Source organism: Paenibacillus sp. FSL P4-0113 (genome assembly GCF_038009305.1).
GTDB classification, from domain to species: Bacteria; Bacillota; Bacilli; order Paenibacillales; family Paenibacillaceae; genus Paenibacillus; species Paenibacillus polymyxa_D.
The window spans coordinates 1,047,516-1,066,324 of the sequence record NZ_JBBPAZ010000001.1 but is presented as its reverse complement, the minus strand read 5'-3'; the positions used below and the strand labels follow the sequence as shown (position 1 = coordinate 1,066,324).

At 47.0% G+C, this 18,809-nt stretch carries 14 protein-coding genes; all 14 read left to right on the top strand.

The annotated features are described in order from the left end of the window. Positions 1–32: 32 nt before the first annotated feature. The 14 genes from MKX46_RS04075 (at position 33) to parE (ending at position 18,792) form a co-directional block, all read left to right on the top strand. Complete coding sequence (locus MKX46_RS04075; RefSeq protein ID WP_029514971.1) at positions 33–683, top strand: GerMN domain-containing protein; 651 nt, start codon at positions 33–35, stop codon at positions 681–683. 213 nt (positions 684–896) lie between these two features. Next, positions 897–1,571, top strand: coding sequence for an endonuclease III (gene nth, locus MKX46_RS04070; RefSeq protein ID WP_029514969.1), 675 nt, complete (start codon positions 897–899; stop codon positions 1,569–1,571). Positions 1,572–1,629: 58 nt separating this feature from the next. After that, on the top strand, positions 1,630–1,902 hold the full coding sequence (locus MKX46_RS04065) for a hypothetical protein (RefSeq protein ID WP_013310628.1): 273 nt from the start codon (positions 1,630–1,632) through the stop codon (positions 1,900–1,902). Between the two features lie 481 nt (positions 1,903–2,383). Continuing rightward, the gene (locus MKX46_RS04060; RefSeq protein ID WP_341070937.1) at positions 2,384–6,034 is read left to right on the top strand and encodes a dynamin family protein; all 3,651 of its coding nucleotides are present in this window, start codon (positions 2,384–2,386) and stop codon (positions 6,032–6,034) included. 263 nt (positions 6,035–6,297) lie between these two features. Next, a complete protein-coding gene (locus MKX46_RS04055) occupies positions 6,298–8,073 on the top strand; it encodes an ABC transporter ATP-binding protein (RefSeq protein WP_029518158.1) in 1,776 nt (591 codons plus the stop codon). Beyond that, positions 8,070–9,908 carry an ABC transporter ATP-binding protein gene (locus MKX46_RS04050; RefSeq protein ID WP_029518157.1) on the top strand — a complete coding sequence of 613 codons (1,839 nt, stop codon included), beginning with the start codon at positions 8,070–8,072 and terminating at the stop codon, positions 9,906–9,908. The genes MKX46_RS04055 and MKX46_RS04050 overlap by 4 nt, the downstream gene beginning before the upstream one ends. A gap of 130 nt (positions 9,909–10,038) precedes the next feature. Continuing rightward, positions 10,039–11,223, top strand: a complete 1,185-nt coding sequence (gene purT / locus MKX46_RS04045) for a formate-dependent phosphoribosylglycinamide formyltransferase (RefSeq protein ID WP_318627360.1) — start codon at positions 10,039–10,041, stop codon at positions 11,221–11,223. Further along, positions 11,216–11,677 carry a GNAT family N-acetyltransferase gene (locus MKX46_RS04040; protein ID WP_013310623.1) on the top strand — a complete coding sequence of 154 codons (462 nt, stop codon included), beginning with the start codon at positions 11,216–11,218 and terminating at the stop codon, positions 11,675–11,677. The genes purT and MKX46_RS04040 overlap by 8 nt, the downstream gene beginning before the upstream one ends. Positions 11,678–11,884: 207 nt before the next feature. After that, positions 11,885–12,625 carry a CAP domain-containing protein gene (locus MKX46_RS04035; RefSeq protein WP_340885681.1) on the top strand — a complete coding sequence of 247 codons (741 nt, stop codon included), beginning with the start codon at positions 11,885–11,887 and terminating at the stop codon, positions 12,623–12,625. Between the two features lie 227 nt (positions 12,626–12,852). After that, positions 12,853–13,533: a TIGR00266 family protein gene (locus MKX46_RS04030; protein ID WP_029518154.1), complete on the top strand. Its 681-nt coding sequence runs from the start codon at positions 12,853–12,855 to the stop codon at positions 13,531–13,533. 175 nt (positions 13,534–13,708) lie between these two features. After that, positions 13,709–14,656, top strand: a complete 948-nt coding sequence (locus tag MKX46_RS04025; protein WP_341070936.1) for a GDSL-type esterase/lipase family protein — start codon at positions 13,709–13,711, stop codon at positions 14,654–14,656. Further along, positions 14,656–15,732, top strand: coding sequence for an ABC transporter ATP-binding protein (locus tag MKX46_RS04020; RefSeq protein ID WP_029518152.1), 1,077 nt, complete (start codon positions 14,656–14,658; stop codon positions 15,730–15,732). The genes MKX46_RS04025 and MKX46_RS04020 overlap by 1 nt, the downstream gene beginning before the upstream one ends. Next, positions 15,725–16,714, top strand: a complete 990-nt coding sequence (locus MKX46_RS04015; protein ID WP_341070935.1) for an ABC transporter permease — start codon at positions 15,725–15,727, stop codon at positions 16,712–16,714. Before MKX46_RS04020 ends, MKX46_RS04015 begins: the two co-directional genes overlap by 8 nt. A gap of 98 nt (positions 16,715–16,812) precedes the next feature. Continuing rightward, positions 16,813–18,792, top strand: a complete 1,980-nt coding sequence (gene parE, locus MKX46_RS04010) for a DNA topoisomerase IV subunit B (RefSeq protein ID WP_013310617.1) — start codon at positions 16,813–16,815, stop codon at positions 18,790–18,792. Positions 18,793–18,809 lie beyond the last annotated feature (17 nt).

Below are 18,809 nucleotides of genomic sequence, written 5' to 3'. Positions count from 1 at the left end.
CGCTTGTCAACGTCAAGCAAGGAGGGGGACATATGAACAAGAAAATCGTAATTGCAGGTCTGCTGGCACTGTTTGCCATTGCAGGTGCAGGGTGTGCCTCTAAGCAAACAACGGCTCCTGCGACTCCATCTCAGGAAACACAAACTTCTAATGCACAAAATAGCACACCCGAACAGACGACCCCTGATCCATCGGCTCAGTCTGCTGAAAATAATGGGGCGAGTCAAACACCTGCATCTCCGTCAACAGAGCCTACAAAGACCAAGACGGACACGGAAAATTCAGGAGATCGACAAACACAACAGATTACGGTGTACTATACGGATACTCAAGAGAATGGCTTGAAAGAACAGAAAAAGGAAATTACCTATCCAAGCGAGCTGGAAAAGTTGCAAAAAGCGTTTGAAGCTCTGCAAAAGAGTGGGGATTCTGCTCTAATCCCGTTGTGGTCCGAGAAAATTTCCGTGCATAAGATCAAATTGGATAACGGTGCATTGACTTTTGATATTTCCCTGCCGGACGAGGCTCGATTGGGAGCTGGCGGCGAGGAATTGGCTATCGATGCCTTGAAGAAAACGATGTTCCAATTCAAGGAAGTCAAAACGCTGGATTTGCTCGTAGATGGTCAATCTCTAGAGTCCTTAATGGGGCATGTAGATTTGGATCATCCCATGAGTCGCTAACCGATCAGACGCTATGAAAATTTCTTGGGAATTTGCACACTTTTCACGTGCAATCTGTGACAGATAATGATAATATAGGAGTGTATTTCTCGCCTATGCAGGCAGTCATGCACAAATAGTATTCGTTTCTTTCCGGATGATTATTTAGAGTGACCGTCTTGATGCGGGCTATCCCGTATCAAGACGTTTTTTTTGGTAGGAGGTAGGATTTCCGTGAATGCAGCAACCGCACGTCATATATTGGACACCATCGGTACGATGTTTCCGGATGCCCATTGTGAGTTGAACCATGACAATGCTTTTGAATTAACGATCGCCGTGTTATTGTCTGCTCAATGCTCCGATCAGATGGTCAATAAAGTAACGGCAGACCTGTTTCAAAAATACAAGTCACCTGAGGATTACCTAGCTGTTCCTCTTGAGGAACTGGAGCAGGATATTCGCAGAATCGGCTTGTACCGAAACAAGGCCAAGCATATTCATAACCTCTGTCGTATTTTAATAGACCAGTACGGGGGAGAGATACCTTCGGAGCACGATCAACTGGTTAAGCTACCCGGTGTTGGCCGCAAGACGGCTAATGTCGTTGTATCTACTGCTTTTAATGTACCAGCTATTGCGGTAGATACGCATGTAGAGCGCGTTTCAAAACGACTCGGCTTTGCAGGGTGGGATGATTCAGTGCTTGAGGTGGAAAAAAAGCTGATGAAGAGGGTTCCTAGGGATGAATGGTCTTTGACCCACCACAGGCTCATTTTTTTCGGGCGCTACCATTGTAAAGCTCAAAACCCTCAATGTCAGGTGTGTCCGTTGCTTGATGTATGCAGGGAAGGCAAGAAACGTATGAAAACGTCTCTTATCAGAAAAGATAAGGAACGTAGAGCTTAAAGACCCACAAAGGTAACAAGAGGGTTTAACCATTTATGTGTAGAAAAGGATGAAGAGTATGAAGTGCATTTCGGTATATACAGACAATTTTGAAGCATTCTCTGATATTTTTGAGCAAATTGTAACAACAGAATTTGCTGAAAACGAAGAGCGCGAGCTTGAGGGAATCACGGTTAGTCATTCCGGTGATGTACCTGAGCATTATCTGGAGCGTATGTCACAAAAGCCAGAAGTGGTCGTAATGAAGGATAAATCCCGTGGGATTACGATTTTACAGCATGGTCAAGTATTTGAAATTTTGCTGCCAGTGCTTGAGACTGCAGCCAATTAAGTTCAATTAGCGGACGACATGCGTTGCATGTTCCGGTATAGGCGGCTCGGCTGGTTTAACCAGCCCGAAGGCGCATATATACACGAACCTTGCAGACCATCCTGATGTGGATAGAGCCTCTTCCAATGAAGTGTGCATACATTTTGTACCCTGAATTATGGTGTCTCGTTCCGCATGTTCCAAAAGGTGAATGTACGTAATGAGCAGGCTCACCCGTTGTTTACATATCTTGCTTCGTCGTTGTCCCTTGAGGGCTTTGATAAATGCATTCGGTTGCCTAAATACTTATTCCTAATGATCCGTTTTGGACAGAATAAAATGAACTTTTTGTTATCATGTACGAAAACAGCGTTCCCTAAAGCCAGGTACTGGCGGGGAGCGCTGTTTAGTTTTTTTGATGTGATGATTCTCACAATGGCTTAGGAATGCTACAATATAGCTATTTGGTGCAGACAAGTGATAAGGAGTGGAACCGTAGCTTATGATGCAAACGATTACAGGGGATGCGGGAAAGTGGTTGGATACGATAGAACAGATACAGAATACACTGCGTAAAGCCGGGGATGAAGCGGGAGCGAAGGCGGTAGGGGATCTGCTGGAAAAAGCATATGCGCAGGAGCTGACCATTGCCTTTTGTGGACATTTTTCAGCGGGTAAATCGAGCCTGATTAACAGCCTGTGTGGTAAAACCGTCCTGCCATCTGGACCGGTGCCTACGAGCGCTAATGTAGTGTCCATCCGTTATGGACGTCCGAGAGCACTCATTCATCCAGCCCAAACAGCGGAAAATCCAGAGCCGGAAAGCATGGAAGCCTCCCTGTCCGAGCTTGCTGAGTATTGTAAAAATGGTGGAGCCTATGAATCGGTTCAAGTGTGGGAGGATGTTCCCATATTATCTAACGGAGGAGTGCTGCTGGATACACCCGGCGTCGATTCCACAGACCACGGACATGCGCTGGCGACACATTCTGCTTTACATTGGGCAGATATTGTTTTTTATGTAATGGATTACAACCATGTCCAATCTGAAAATAATTTGTCTTTTGCCAAAAGTTTATCGGATTGGGGCAAGCCGTTATATTTGATCATCAATCAAATCGATAAACACCGGGAGCGGGAGCTTTCATTTACACGTTATCGTAATGAGGTGGAGACTAGCTTTCACGCCTGGCAAGTTCATTATACGGACATCCTTTTTACTTCCTTGAAGGAGCAGAATCATCCATGGAACCAGTGGAAACAGTTGACGCACCTGATTCCGAAATTGCTGGAGCGAAAAACAGAGCTTTTGGCATACAGTTTAGTGTCCTCTATGCATCATTTGGTAGAGCAACATGTAGAGACTGTGCAGTCAGCTGAAGAAGAGGAACTGAACACACTGCTAAAAGAAGCGGGTGGGGAAGAAGCCATTTTGCGGCTGGATATAGAGCAGAAAACCTTGCAGCAAGAAGACGAACACTGGAAGATGCTTCCCGAGCAGGAGCGTAAACGGCTGCGTCAAGAGCTGGATCATCTACTGGAACACGCACATTTGACGCCAGCGGAGCTACGTGAAGCCGCAGGCGAATACTTAGAGAGCCGCAAGCCGGGCTTCAAAACAGGACTATGGTTTGCAGGAGGAAAGACTGAGCGAGAAAAGGAAAGCCGTTTGGAACGGCTGACAGGAATGCTGACTGATCAGGTGGAGGGACAATTGCTTCCTCATGTACGGGAGCTTCTGCGGTCTTGGGGTGACGGTCAGGGGTTGTGGACCTCTGCGATGGAGCAGGAGCTGGATGGCATCCGTCCTGTGATAGACCGGCAACTGGTAGAGCAGACGGTGAAGGAAAATGCGTTGTCGCCAGAGTATACGTTAAACTATTGCAAGGACCTACGCGCTGCTGTGACCGCCGATTGCCGCCGCAAGGCGCTGACGCTGCTAGACCGCCTGCTGGCCCAGCTAGCAGTGCGAGCCAAAGCCCGCCGCGCGGCTCTCGCAGAGAAGCGCACTGCGCTGTTGGCGCAGGCAGAGGCGGCGGGCTGCTACAGCACCCGCGTGCAGGCCTCGGCTTCGCATGCCACCCTGTTGCGCAGCTTGCTGCCGCAGGCTTCCGCGCCAAGCGGGTTGCCCCGTGCGGACGCGCCTGTACCTGCGTCCGATACCGCCGCTGCTGCGGCGCCAACGGGCGTTGCGCGCCCTGGCATCGCTGGCCCGCGCAACGCATCGGCACAGCCGCTAGCAGGGACGGCGGCAGCACAGCCTGCCGCTGGAGGCCGCCGCACGCGGTTGGATGCAGCAGCGGCCCAATTGAAGGCTGCCGCTGCCCTCGTAAGTCCGTACCCTGCCATGCAAGCGGCGGTACGGGATTTACATGCCCGCGCCGCTGCGCTGGAGGGCGGGCAGTTTACGCTGGCGCTGTTCGGAGCGTTCAGCGCTGGGAAATCCAGCTTCGCCAACGCTTTGTTGGGTGAAGCTGTGTTGCCCGTATCGCCGCATCCGACGACAGCGGCGATTAACCGCATAATGGCGCCTGCAAGTGCTGAGCGCCATGCCACGGCTGACGTCCATATGAAATCAGTGGACGCGTTGCGGGAAGATCTTAAATACTCATTTCGGTTATTAGGATTGGGAGAGCCAGAGGCAGCGGGCTGGCAAGAAGCCGTTCATGCTTTATCTCCGGAAGGCATCCATCCTGCGGGCAGGCCTCATTATAGTTTTTTAAAGGCTGCCGCAGCCGGATGGGAAGAAGCTGAAAGCTTGCTGGGACAACAGCTTCAGGTGAATTTAGAGCAGTATCGAGATTTTGTCGCGTCTGAGCACAAATCATGCTTTGTGGAGCATATTGACCTTTATTATGATTGCGCTCTGACCCGTCAGGGCATCGTGCTAGTGGATACGCCAGGAGCGGATTCTGTGAATGCACGGCACACAGGCGTGACCTTCAACTATATGAAGCATGCGGATGCTCTTGTATTTGTCACATATTATAACCATGCGTTTACGCAAGGCGACCGGCAGTTCCTGAATCAACTAGGTCGAGTCAAAGAGACCTTGGCACTGGATCAGACGTTTTTTATTGTTAATGCATCAGATCTGGCTTCTTCTGAAGAAGAACTGCATTCTGTTACCCGGCATGTACAGGAACAACTACAGGCGAATGGAATCCGAAAACCACGTATTTATCCGCTTTCCAGTATGCTGGCGTTGGAAGCTACCGAACAGGGAGAGGCTTCGCTGCGTTCAGCTTCACGTTTTGATGCATTTGAAGATGATTTCTCGGCATTTGCAGCCGAAGAGCTGGCAGGTTTGTCCATCGCTTCGGCTATGCAGGAACTGGCCCGGCTGCGGAACCGCATAGAGCAACATGCAGCCGATGCCCGCTATAGCGTGGAAGAACGGGAGATACGATTAGAGCGATTAACTCGCATCCGTGGGGAATTGGAGCATACGCTCCTAGGCCTGACTGATAGCAACGGTGCATCTGTGTTATCGGGCGAGACCGATGAACTGCTGTATCATGTACGTCAAAGGCTGTCCTATCGGACTGGAGAATTTATGGCAGAGGCGTTTCATCCATCTGTTCTGCGTGAAGGAGTAGGTGATCTTCGTTCGGCTTTTGCATCTTGTGGTCGTGAGCTGATGCGTTTAATCGAACTGGAGCTGTCTCAGGAATTACTGGCAACCACACTCCAGCTGGAAAAAACGGGACAAACTTTGGTGCACAAGGCTATACAACAGTGCGTAGAACACATGAACCATCAGTTGCCAGGACTAGATTGCACAATACCTGAATCGAGAAAATGGGCTGTTCCCGAGCTGAAGGAAATTTCCCTGCAGGAGTCCATTCATTGGAAGGATTATTGGAATAGCTTTAAAAATCCAAAGCTATTTTTTGAAGGAACTGGTCGAGCGAATCTACAAACCAAACTGGAGCCGATATTACGCGAGCGAATCGGGGAAGCTGTGGATCAGCAACGTGAACGAATGTCTGCTTTTTACGTTACGCTGATGCAGGAGGAACAATTGTGGCAGAAAGCTCAGCTTCGAGAGCAAATGCTGGAGACGACTCGTGGCATGGAGCATGCCCTTATGGGCGGTGAGCAGCCACAGGTTTGGGAAGAACTTGCTGGCAAGATTGCGGCTTTGGAGTAAAGATAAATATGTTCACCAATGATTAAAGATCAGGACACCGGGTTGTGGGACAACCCGGTGTTTTATGCATGCTCCAAAAAGAAAGCAATACTGAGGAAATAGCCACATTCAATAATAAGAAAGCGATTTAATTTGTCTAATCAGCCACCAATTGATAACCTGCCTGAATACGGCTCGTTATCCTCTTTGCCGCCTTGGAACGCGAATGGTAAACTTCACTAAGCCATATAACAACGTCGTGCAACTAATGGAGGGACATTGACATGGAAGTGCTCAGGCAACTGCAAGTTTTTTTTCGCGAGAGGAGACACTATCTGTTTCTTTCTATTTTATGCCTTGCGATAGCGACGGCTCTGGGACTGGTGTATCCGAACCTGCTCCAAAGGCTTATTGATAACGCTATCATCCCCGGTGACTTCGGGAAAGTTCCGGCGCTGGCTCTGACTGTGCTGGGAGTAGTCATCATCAAAGGGTTCATGCAATTTTTACATGGTTTTTTTGGTGGACGGCTAGGTAACTACCTGGCATACCGCCTCCGCAATGCTTGTTACGAAAAGCTGCAATTTTTGTCCTTTAGATATTATGACACGGCCAAAACGGGAGATCTCATGTCCCGACTGACTGGTGATTTGGAGGCAATTCGTAACTTTATTGGGTTTGGTTTTGCCCAACTCCTCAATGTGCTACTGATGGTCGTATTCGGCTCTATGATGATGCTGTATATTAACTGGCAGCTCACCCTCATTACGATGATCAGCATGCCATTGCTGCTCTTCGTCACATTCAAGTTTGAATCCCGGATTCATCCCACCTTTCAGGAAATGCGGATTGCCCTTAGCGCCTTGACGACAGCGGTCCAAGAAAATATAACAGGTGTGCGAACCGTCAAATCTTTTGCCCGCGAATCATATGAAGTTGAGAAATTTTCAGTACGTAATGAGCAATACAAAAGTAATCAAATTCAAGCTGCTTCCTTATGGAGTCGGTTCTTCCCTGCTATGGAACTAATTGCTTCTGTCAGTGTGGTCCTTCTGTTGGGCATGGGCGGGTATCTGGTCATTCAGAAGTCAATGACCTTGGGGCAGCTCGTCGCTTTCTTTAGCTTAATTTGGTATATTATCGGCCCCATCTGGAGCATTGGCTTTCATATCAATAACTATACGCAGTCCAAAGCATCCGGTGAAAGGGTCTTGGAACTGCTAAATCAGTCCATAGATGTAACCGATGAAGCCGGAGCACTTACACTCGATGCCGATCAGGTGGAAGGACATGTTACGTTTGAACATGTTACCTTTGCTTACGGAAATAAGCTTCCTGCTGTTGTTGACATTAATTTAGACGCACCGCCAGGATCAGTCATTGGAATTTTAGGAGGAACGGGGTCAGGGAAGTCTACCATTATTCAATTACTCATGCGTGCTTATAATGTGAATGCAGGAAGTATCAAGTTGGATGGCAAGGATATACGTCACTTGAAGATTCGCGATTTGCGTGCTCAAATTTCTTCTGTGTTTCAGGAGACGTTTTTGTTTTCGTCCTCTATACGTAATAATATTTCATATGGTTTAAGCCATGTCAGTATGGATGACATCATACGCGTTTCCAAACTGGCTCAGGCGCATGAATTCATAACTGAACTACCGCTGGGATATGACACTGTCGTTGGAGAACGTGGATTGGGACTATCCGGAGGGCAGAAACAACGGATCGCCATCGCGCGCGCACTACTCAAAAATCCGAAAATTCTGGTACTGGATGATGCTACCAGTGCGGTTGATATGGAAACAGAGCATGAAATACAGACCGGTTTTCAAGAGGTTATGCGTGGTCGAACAACATTTATAATCGCTCATCGAATCTCTTCGCTTCGCCATGCCAATGAAATTGTGGTGCTTGAGGAAGGACGAATCGTCCAGCGTGGAACACATGAACAGCTTATTGCTACTCCAGGTCCATATCAGGATGTGTATCATATTCAATACGCCGATTACATAGCTCAGGCTCCAGACGGTGTATCCGAAGGGCAGGTGAGACCATGAATATACCCGCAGAAAAAGCCAAACCGTTAAAAAAACCGACGAATGAGCGCTTTGTCTATCAAGATGATGATGTCATTGATAAACCGTTTAACTGGTCAGAATTCAAACGTTTGCTGGCATACATGAAGCCCTATGCCCGTCAGATTCTGCCGATCCTTCTGGTCATGATGATTCTTGGTACCATTACCAAACTGACGGTTCCTTATTTGATCAGTCTGGCCATTGATAAGGCAATTGCTCCCGCATGGCCTGCATTACCCAGCGTAAAGTTACTGCTGCTCATCACGGGTGCCGTGCTCTTGTTATATTTAATTCAATGGGCAGCCAGCACGTACCGCATTAAATTCACCAATATTATCGGTCAACGGGTTATTTACGATTTGCGTGAAGATTTGTTCAAGCATATTCAAAAGCTATCCTTTAACTTTTTTGATAAGAGACCGGCAGGTTCTGTATTAGTGCGCGTGACGAATGACATTAACTCGCTACAGGATCTTTTTACGAACGGTGCAGTGAATGTCCTGATTGACTGCGTACAGCTTATCGGAATTATTGTCATTTTGCTGCTTATTAACTGGAAGCTCGGTTTGGCAGTAATTGTGACCGTTCCGATCATGTTTTTGATCTCGACCAAGCTGCGCGTTCGCATCCGTCGCGCTTGGCAAGAAGTGCGTATGAAGAACTCGCGTATCAACTCTCATTTGAATGAGTCTATTCAGGGGATTCGTGTGACACAAGCGTATACGCAGGAGCAGGAAAACATGGCTTATTTCGACGACATGAACAGCTCTAGCAAAAAATCGTGGGATAAGGCTTCTGCCATGAATCAGGTTTTTGGCCCACTTATTGATATTACCGGAGGATTTGGTACGCTTGTGCTATTCTGGTTTGGAGCGCATTTAATTCAGACAGATCAGCTTACAGTGGGGCTGCTGGTTGCGTTTGCCAACTATGTTGGGAACTTTTGGGAGCCGATTAATCGGCTGGGCCAAATGTATAATCAGTTACTGGTTGCGATGGCTTCGTCAGAACGAATTTTTGAGTTTATGGATGAACAGCCGAATATTGCAAACAAACCGGGAGCAAAAGCCTTGCCACCCATTCGGGGTGACATCCAATTTGAAAAGGTCATTTTTGAATATGAGAAGGGACGTCAGGCGCTTAAAGGTATTAGTCTTTCCGTCGAAGCGGGTCAATCTATAGCGCTTGTGGGTCACACCGGCTCAGGTAAAAGTACAATTATTAATCTGCTCAGCCGTTTTTATGACATTACGTCAGGGAGGCTTACGATTGACGGTCAAGATGTGCGTGATGTCACGGTGGAGAGCTTGCGAAGCCAGATTAGCATCGTGCTTCAGGATACATTTATTTTTTCGGGGACGATACGCGATAATATCCGATTTGGCCGTTTGGATGCAACGGATGAGGAAATTGAAGCGGCTGCGAAGGCGGTCAATGCTCATGAATTCATTGTTCACTTGCCAGCTGGCTATGAAACAGAAGTAGAGGAGCGGGGGGGAATGCTGTCCATGGGCCAGCGACAGCTCTTATCCTTTGCTCGTGCCTTGCTGGCTAATCCGCGAATTCTTATTCTGGATGAGGCCACAGCCAGTATTGATACAGAAACGGAGCTGAAAATTCAGGAGGCTCTTCAGGTTTTACTGGAAGGCAGAACTTCTTTTATGGTCGCTCACCGTTTGTCTACCATTCGAAATGCTGATCATATCGTTGTACTGGATCATGGGGAAATCCAAGAAAGTGGTAATCATGAACAATTGATGAAAAAACATGGAATATATCGGGGGCTGGTGGAAGCACAGTTCAGATTTTTGTAAAAAAAAGATCAAAAAATCGCGTTTTTTGTAAATTTAAATGCCGAGCACTATTGCATTCTTGGAGCTAAACCCTGAAAATAAAGATGAAAAGAGATCAGAGCAATTTTCGTCAGAGGGGGAAGAGTTCAAGATGTGGGGTGCTCCTTTTTCTGCCAAGGCTAAGAAGATGCTGCTGCTGGGTAGCGGCGAATTGGGAAAAGAAGTCATTATTGAAGCTCAGCGGCTTGGCGTGGAATGTATTGCTGTTGATCGCTATGAACTGGCTCCAGCAATGCAGGTAGCCCATCGCTCTCACTGTCTGGATATGCAGGATGCTGAGGCGTTGAAGGCACTAATTCGTGAGGAAAAGCCCGACATAATTGTACCTGAAATCGAAGCTATTGCTACGGGTGCTTTGGAAGAATTAGAGCAAGAAGGATTTCACGTAGTACCAACGGCCCGTGCCGCCCGTCTTACGATGGACCGGGAAGGTATCCGCAGGCTGGCTGCCGAGAAATTACAGCTTCCGACTGCTGCCTATCGTTTTGCAGATAACTTTGAGCAGTTGCGGTCGGCGGTTCATGAGCTGGGCACGCCATGCGTGGTCAAGCCCTTGATGAGTTCGTCGGGTAAAGGGCAGTCTGTATGCCGGGCAATCGAAGATGCAGAATCCTGCTGGAATACGGCGCTGGAAGGCGCGCGTGCCAAAACTACACGTGTCATTGTTGAAGCTTTTGTCCCGTTTGAGAGCGAAATCACCTTATTGACCGTCAGATCGGTTTCGGGTACGACTTTTTGCCCACCGATTGGCCATATTCAGAAAGATGGGGATTATGTCGAATCCTGGCAGCCCCATGGCATGACGGACAAGCAGCTTTCGGAGGCGGAAGACATTGCCCGTACGATTACGGATGAACTGGGTGGTTACGGATTGTTTGGCGTAGAGCTATTTTTAACGACTGATGGCGTCATATTCAGTGAAGTATCCCCTCGTCCGCATGATACAGGTATGGTGACCATGATCACGCAGGATTTGTCGGAATTTGCACTTCACGTGCGGGCCATCCTCGGATTCCCAGTGCCATCTGTCACGTTGCTTACACCAGGAGCTTCAGCTACTTTGAAGGCAGAAGTGGCTACGCGGGATTTTGTAATAAGCGGTCTGCATGATGCATTATTGCTACCCCGGACACAGGTGCGAGTGTTCGGGAAGCCAGAAACCAAGCCGGGTCGCCGGATGGCTGTAGCGCTTAGCGCTGCAGAAGATGTGGAAACAGCACGGAAGACGGCCAAAGAAGCTGCTAATATGCTGAAAGTGGAGGTAAATCATGTCTAACAATGTGATGATTCCAGTACTGACAATTCGTTCCGTAGAGCTTGGCGATTGCGAAGCCGTAACAGGACTACTAAGAGAAGTCGGATACCCGATGACTTGTGGTGTAATGAAAGAAGTTATGGGAACAACGCGGGAGGACAGTCAAGCGAATATGATGGTTGCAGAAATGGATGGTCGTGTTGTCGGAGTAATCGGCATGCATACGGCTCAAAGCTTGGCTTATCCTGATCCTGCCGTACAAATCACCATGCTAGTCGTGAGCGGGGAGTATCGCGGCGAGGGCATTGGCAAGCGCCTGGTGGCTTGTGGTGAGGAGTGGGGACGTGCGCAAGGATGCTATCATTTATTCATTACTGGAGCGAATAACCGCATCAAACAAGTAGAGGCCCGGGCTTTCTACAACCGAATCGGCTTTGAAAAGCAAGGCTACCGTTTCAGCAAAAAGCTTAGATAATCAGCCTACAACAAGACAATTTAATACTTAAAGCCTCACTACTTTTAACTTAGTTCCGCATGGTTCATTCCGAGCGGGGCTATTTTTTTTCCAACTTTTATACCATTGATCCTGCTATAAAACATGATATACTGCTAGAGTAAAGATTACAAAGTTGTAACCGGACGCGTTCACACCAAGGCATTTATACAACAAGGAGATGACGAAATGAAGAATATGTTGAAAAAAACACTTGTGATGGGAAGTCTAAGCGCCATTTTATCCGCAGGATTCATCGTTCCGGCATCAGCTTCACCAGCTGACGATTTGACTGCCCAACTACAACAGTGGTTTCAAAATAACGGATATACCGTCAATATGTCCAACGGGACGACTACGATAACAAAGACCGTAATTAAGGATGCATCTGAAAAGGACAAGGCTAAAAACAAAACAGCAAATCCTTCATCCGGCAAGCAAACAACAACCAAACAAGGTAGCCAAAAGGCTTCGCACTCTAGTAACAAGCAACAGGCCCAAAAACAAAACACAAATTCAGGCGCGAGTCAGTCTGCAGGGTCTGATGCACAACTCAGCAAGTCCCAATTTGCAGCTGAGGTTGTAAAGCTTGTAAACAACGAGCGCAGCCAAAAAGGTCTGAAGCCCCTTACATCTAATGCGAAGCTTACAGAAGTAGCCTTAGCCAAGGCGAAGGACATGAGCACGAACAATTACTTTTCCCATACATCTCCGACCTACGGTTCACCCTTTGATATGATGAAAAAGTTCGGTGTAACTTATACGTATGCGGGTGAGAATATTGCTATGGGACAACAAACACCACAAGAAGTAATGAAAGCTTGGATGAACAGTCAGGGACATCGTGAGAATATTTTGAAGGCAGAATATACGCAAATCGGTGTGGCTTACTACAATGGATATTGGGTACAAGAGTTCACACGTAACTAAGATGATAGTAAATACGTTCGAAACGTCATGCCGCTGTTATGAAAAGATAGTGGCATGACGTTAATCTGGAGACCCGCTGACACGTTCAGCGGGTCTTTTGGTGTCTCTTATTCCTCCACAGGCATAACCCTTGCTTTATACCAGAAAAGACATAAGGGACGTATTTATAGTATGATAGCAGCAAGTTGAATGGATAGCAGACTATTTATGGAAAGCTAGGTGAGCAAATGAGCTACGAAATTGTGCATGAAGGTGCCTTTGCTATGCTCAAGGTGCAGTTGAACCCCGGGGAAATGATTAAAGCGGAAATGGGAGCAATGGTTTCCATGTCTTCCAGTGTAGATATAAAGGGGACAGTAGACGGTGGACTGTTACGTGGTTTAGGCAGAATGCTAAGCGGAGAAAAATTCTTTTTTCAAGAACTGAGGGCAGCCCGTGGGCCGGCTGAAGTGTTGTTAGCCCCTGCCAGTATAGGTGATGTACAAGCGGTAGAATTGGATGGCACGTATAGGTTGATGGTCCAAAAGGACGGTTTTCTAGCTTGTACAGAAGGCATTGAGGTTAGCACCAAAATGCAAAACCTGATGAAAGGTTTATTCTCCGGTGAAGGTTTTTTTATCGTAGAAATCAGTGGTCGAGGTACGGTATTCCTATCCTCTTATGGAGCCATTCATCCCATTTATATCGCGCCAGGAGAGGAGCGTATTATTGATAATGCTCATCTGGTGGCATGGCCGGATTATATGGATTATAAAATTGAAAAAGCATCGAAAGGCTGGTTGTCCAGCGTAACGAGTGGAGAAGCGCTTGTATGCCGTTTTCGCGGTGAAGGAACGGTACTGATACAAAGTCGAAATCCGGGCAGTTTTGGACAATGGATCAAAAGTTTCATACCTGATAGCAAATAGTTTGATTCGTTTGATTAGAGAAGAGAGGATAAACTGTTCGCACAAGAAAGTATAATATAAGGGTGGCCATTTGCCATCCTTTTTTTGCATGTTCATGGGAAATTATATATGACTCTAAGCATTTATTGCGCTTTTATTCCGAACGGTTTATTTGCAAAATGATATAAGAAGCTTTATGTTTATTTCACTAAGCTATCAGGAGGGAACACGAGTGAATTCATCAAAATGGATTTGGCGGTCTGTCGGTTCCGTTTCCATTGCCGCCACATTGCTATTATTGTACGGATTTATTACAGCAGTACAAAGTATCACGGCTCCAGAGCCAATGGTTAGCACTCAACCTGTACATTCCGGTACATCGCAGACACAAACTGCGCCATCCGCTACTAATCAGACGGGAGAGTTTCGGGTAGCTGCCATTGGAGATTCGCTAGCCAAAGGCACGGGGGATGACTCCGGAAGTGGTTTTGTGCGTCGGTCGGTGAGCTTGTTAAATAATCAGGAAGGCCATAAGGCTCAGCTCATAAATAATCTGGGGATTAATGGACTGACGACTCAAGGACTATTGACCAAGCTGGATGAGCCTGGTGTTTCTTATGTGTTGAAAAAGGCTAACGTTATTATGGTCTCGATTGGCGGAAATGATTTATTTCAGGGGGCTCAGGCTGCCCAAACCGGCAAAGAGCCGCCTACACTCAGTGGTTTGCGTAAAGCTGTGCCTGATGCCGCCAAACGTCTGCAAAAAGTGCTGACAAAGGTAGGGAAAATCAATCCGAATGCTAAAATTATCTATGTCGGATTATATAATCCATTCAGTGATCTGCAGGAAATGAAAATTCCCGGTAATCTTGTGGTAACAGAATGGAATCTGGCTGCCATGGCAATTACCAACCAAAACAGCAATATGACTCTGGTTCCAACTTTCGATTTATTCCAGCAAAATTTGCCCGTCTATTTATCATCCGATCATTTTCATCCAAACGGACAGGGCTATCAGGCAATCGCTGAACGTATCGCGCAAGGGTTTGCAGTTGCAAACACGAAGGATGCCGATAAAGTGGATAATGAACAACAGTCTACAAGCAGCCAACCTGCTGAAGTTAAAAAGGGAGGGAACAACTAATGAGCATCCAATCTGCTGACAAGAACGGGACTGGAATAACCGAAAATTCGACCTCAAGGGATGCAGTGTCCAGTTTCCATTCCGCCAATCAGGTTGGCAGCACAGGCAGAGACAGAAGCAATAACGAAACAGTTCTCTCTGTTCAGCACGTTAAGAAACGTATCAAACGCAAAATGATCATTCATGATGTCACATTCGACGTTCGTGCGGGTGAAATTTTCGGATTTCTCGGCCCTAATGGGGCTGGGAAAACGACGACTATTCGTATGCTGGTCGATTTAATTAAGCCTACGGAAGGGACGATTACTGTCTGTGGACATAATGTAAATCGTGACCCTGAGCAGGCTTTACGGCATATTGGTTCTATTGTGGAAAATCCAGAGGTGTACAGCTATCTGACAGGTTGGGAGAATTTAGAGCATTTTGCCCGTATGCAGCCTGGTGTAGACGAACAGCGTATCCGCGAAGTCGTTGAGCTGGTTCGGCTCGATCGCCGTATCCATGATAAAGTAAGTACGTATTCTCTCGGAATGCGCCAGCGTCTTGGTATAGCCCAAGCCTTGCTCGGTAGACCGAAATTGCTGATTTTGGATGAACCGACCAACGGGTTAGACCCCAAGGGGATCAAGGAAATGAGAGCTTTTATCCGTTTGCTAGCGGCAGAAGGCATGGCTGTATTTGTTTCCAGTCATTTGCTTAGCGAAATCCAGCTGCTATGTGATCGGGTGGCAATTATAAGTCGGGGAAAGGTGCTAGCTGTAGGTGGTGTACGAGAACTGGTTGAGACGCACTCACATATGGCCGTATGGCAACTGGAGCCTCGTGATCAGGGTCTTGCCATATTGCAAAATTCTCCGCATGTGCAAATGATTACGAACGCCGATGAATTAATTGATGACAGTATTGTTGCAGGTAGCGGAGCCGATGCAATTTTTACAGAAATGGATGAAGAGCATATTGCGGAGCTGGTGACACAAATGACGGCTTCCGGTATTTCCGTAAAAGGTGTAACCAAAATCAACCCTACACTGGAGCAGCTATTCCTGAAAATGACGGAAGGTGAGATACTTGAATAACATTTTACCGCTCGTACAAAATGAAACACTCAAAATTATCAAGAAGAAACGATTTTATGTCATTTTACTAGTTTTACTTGTGCTTGTGCCGATTTTTACGTACGCTCAGATGAAAGTGGCAGAAAACAATCGCGAAAAATTCGGCAATGATTGGCGGCTTGAACTGCGTCAGGCGATTACCGATAATCAAAACTCGCTGGGAAGTGACCGGGTTCCCGAGGAATGGAAGACCTACCGTCGGGTCTTTGTGCAGCAGATGCAATATTATTTGGAAAATGATGTGAATCCGAATGAGCCGAGTGGTGTCACTTTTACCAGAGAGTTTATGGAGAATTCCATAAATCTGTTCGTTCCGTTGTTGATTATGGCTATAGCCTCCGACTTGGTTTCAGGAGAACGGACGACAGGCACGATAAAAATGTTACTGACCCGCCCAGTCAGGCGGTGGAAAATACTGCTGAGTAAGCTGCTGACATTGTACATGTTCGTTTCGCTCATCATTTTGGCTGTATTTGTAATTAGCTATGTGATATCAGGCTTGTTTTTTGGTTTTCGCGGTTTTAATGTTCCGGTATTTACCGGATTTCAAATTGTTGGATCGACGGTGGATTTGTCTGCTGTACATGCGATTCCACAATGGCATTATCTGATGCTGCAAGCCGGATTAATCTGGTTTGTCAGTCTTGTGGTAGCTTCGTTAGCCTTTATGGTATCTGTCCTGGTACGAAGTACGGCGGCAAGTATCGTGGTCATGATGGCTGCACTCATTTCGGGCACTATTTTGACAAACATGGCTTCGTCTTGGCAGAGTGCTAAATATTTATTTATGGTTAACCTCCAATTAACCGATTATTTATCTGGAAGCCCCGCCCCGATTGAGGGAATGACTTTACCCTTTTCTTTAGCTGTACTGGGCATTTGGGGGGCTGCGGCATTGATTGTTTCATTCGCCGTCTTTACGAAACGGGATATATTGAATTAAAATGGACAAGGTAAAAGAAAACATCTGTTTGCATTTTTGGTGAAAATCATCAAGAATAAGGCAAAACACGGTTACGATTAGACAAAGGGGGAGCATGAATGGTCGACAAAATCGACTTGTCTGCGGGAGTGTCCGGCACACAAAGCGGAGCTTCAGAATATGGCGCGGACGACATTCAAGTGCTCGAAGGGCTTGTGGCAGTTCGCAAACGGCCGGGCATGTACATCGGGAGCACCAGTTCTTCGGGGCTGCATCATTTGGTATGGGAAATTGTAGACAACGCGGTGGATGAACATCTCGCCAAGTTTTGCTCTCGCATTGATATTACAATGCATAAGGACGGTTCCATTACGGTATCAGACAACGGGCGCGGTATTCCTACGGGAATGCACAAAACGGGAATTCCTACGCCTCAGGTTGTATTCACCATTTTGCACGCCGGAGGTAAGTTTGGCGGTTCGGGATATAAAAAGTCCGGGGGTCTGCACGGTGTAGGTGCGTCTGTAACGAACGCTCTTTCGGAATGGCTTGAAGTAGAAATTTACCGAGACGGTAAGATTCACCGTCAGCGGTTTGAATATTGGCAGGACAAGAAGGGCGTGGAGCATGTCGGGGAACCGACCACAGGCCTTGAAGTGCTGGGCAATACTAACAAGACGGGCTCGAAAATTACATTTAAACCGGATATTCGTGTATTTCAGGCAGGCATTCATTTTAACTACGATACGTTGGCTGAACGCCTTCAGGAGATTGCTTTTCTAAATTCGGGCCTTCGTATTCAACTTAAAGACGAACGCAGCGGAAAGTCAGATGAGTATTTTTATGAGGGTGGCGCAAGTCAGTTTGTTGCTTTTCTGAATGAGGGCAAGGATGTGCTGCATGACGTTATTCACTTTAATGCCGAGAAAGAAGACATTGAAGTAGAGATTGCCATCCAGTACAATGCGGGTTATACAGAGACGATTGCTTCGTTCGTTAACTCCATTCCGACACGTGGCGGAGGTACGCATGAAACGGGATTCAAAACCGCTTACACTCGTGTCATGAACGACTATGCGCGCAAAACGGTGATGTTGAAAGAAAAGGATAAAAACTTGGAGGGCAACGATCTACGTGAGGGCATGATGGCTGTAATCAGTGTCAAGATGGCTGAGGTTGAATTTGTCGGTCAGACAAAGGATCAACTGGGTAGCGCTTCGGCACGGAGTACAGTGGATGCCATCGTATCTGAGCAGATGCAGCGTTTTTTGGAAGAAAATCCGCAGATAGCACAAACTTTGATCAAGAAGGCAGTTCAAGCATCCAGAGCGCGTGAAGCTGCACGTAAAGCTCGGGATGAGATGCGTTCCGGTAAAAAGCGCAGTGAAAGTTCCAATTTGAATGGTAAACTGTCGCCTGCGCAGTCCAAGGATTTTACACGTAATGAGTTGTTTATTGTGGAAGGCGATTCGGCTGGAGGATCAGCCAAGCAGGGACGGGATTCCAAAATTCAGGCCATCTTACCGCTAAAGGGTAAACCGATGAATCCGGAGAAATCCAAACTGGCGGATATTATGAAGAATGATGAGTACCGTGCTATTACAGCAGCTATTGGTGCGGGGGTAGGAACAGAGTTTTCGCTGGAAGACAGCAATTATTCCAAAATCATCATTATGACCGATGCAGATACAGATGGTGCGCACATTCAAGTGCTGTTGTTGACGTTCTTTTATCGGTACATGAAAGAGCTTATTGATGCAGGACGCATATTTATTGCTCAACCGCCATTGTATAAAATAACTCGAAAGTCGGGTAAGCTCGAAACGGTGCGTTATGCTTGGACTGACGAGCAGCTTGATAATTATTTGAAAGAATTTGGACGAAATTTTGAGCTTCAGCGCTATAAAGGACTTGGGGAAATGAACCCTGATCAGTTATGGGAAACAACGATGAATCCTGATTCACGCACCTTGTTACGCGTTCAGATAGAGGATGCAGCCAAGGCTGAACGTAGGGTGTCCACTTTGATGGGGGATAAGGTGGACCCGCGCAAACGCTGGATCGTGGAAAACGTAGATTTCACGGAATACGTAGAGTAGTGCTATCAAATGAGGTG

Excerpts from the sequence above, each read along its gene's own strand:
- MKX46_RS04035 (WP_340885681.1), top strand. The coding sequence starts at position 11,885 with ATGAAGAATATGTTGAAAAAAACACTTGTGATGGGAAGTCTAAGCGCC.
- MKX46_RS04065 (WP_013310628.1), top strand. The coding sequence starts at position 1,630 with ATGAAGTGCATTTCGGTATATACAGACAATTTTGAAGCATTCTCTGAT.
- parE (WP_013310617.1), top strand. The coding sequence starts at position 16,813 with ATGGTCGACAAAATCGACTTGTCTGCGGGAGTGTCCGGCACACAAAGC.
- MKX46_RS04060 (WP_341070937.1), top strand. The coding sequence starts at position 2,384 with ATGATGCAAACGATTACAGGGGATGCGGGAAAGTGGTTGGATACGATA.
- MKX46_RS04025 (WP_341070936.1), top strand. The coding sequence starts at position 13,709 with ATGTTTATTTCACTAAGCTATCAGGAGGGAACACGAGTGAATTCATCA.
- MKX46_RS04050 (WP_029518157.1), top strand. The coding sequence starts at position 8,070 with ATGAATATACCCGCAGAAAAAGCCAAACCGTTAAAAAAACCGACGAAT.
- MKX46_RS04075 (WP_029514971.1), top strand. The coding sequence starts at position 33 with ATGAACAAGAAAATCGTAATTGCAGGTCTGCTGGCACTGTTTGCCATT.
- MKX46_RS04040 (WP_013310623.1), top strand. The coding sequence starts at position 11,216 with ATGTCTAACAATGTGATGATTCCAGTACTGACAATTCGTTCCGTAGAG.
- purT (WP_318627360.1), top strand. The coding sequence starts at position 10,039 with ATGTGGGGTGCTCCTTTTTCTGCCAAGGCTAAGAAGATGCTGCTGCTG.
- MKX46_RS04020 (WP_029518152.1), top strand. The coding sequence starts at position 14,656 with ATGAGCATCCAATCTGCTGACAAGAACGGGACTGGAATAACCGAAAAT.
- MKX46_RS04055 (WP_029518158.1), top strand. The coding sequence starts at position 6,298 with ATGGAAGTGCTCAGGCAACTGCAAGTTTTTTTTCGCGAGAGGAGACAC.
- MKX46_RS04030 (WP_029518154.1), top strand. The coding sequence starts at position 12,853 with ATGAGCTACGAAATTGTGCATGAAGGTGCCTTTGCTATGCTCAAGGTG.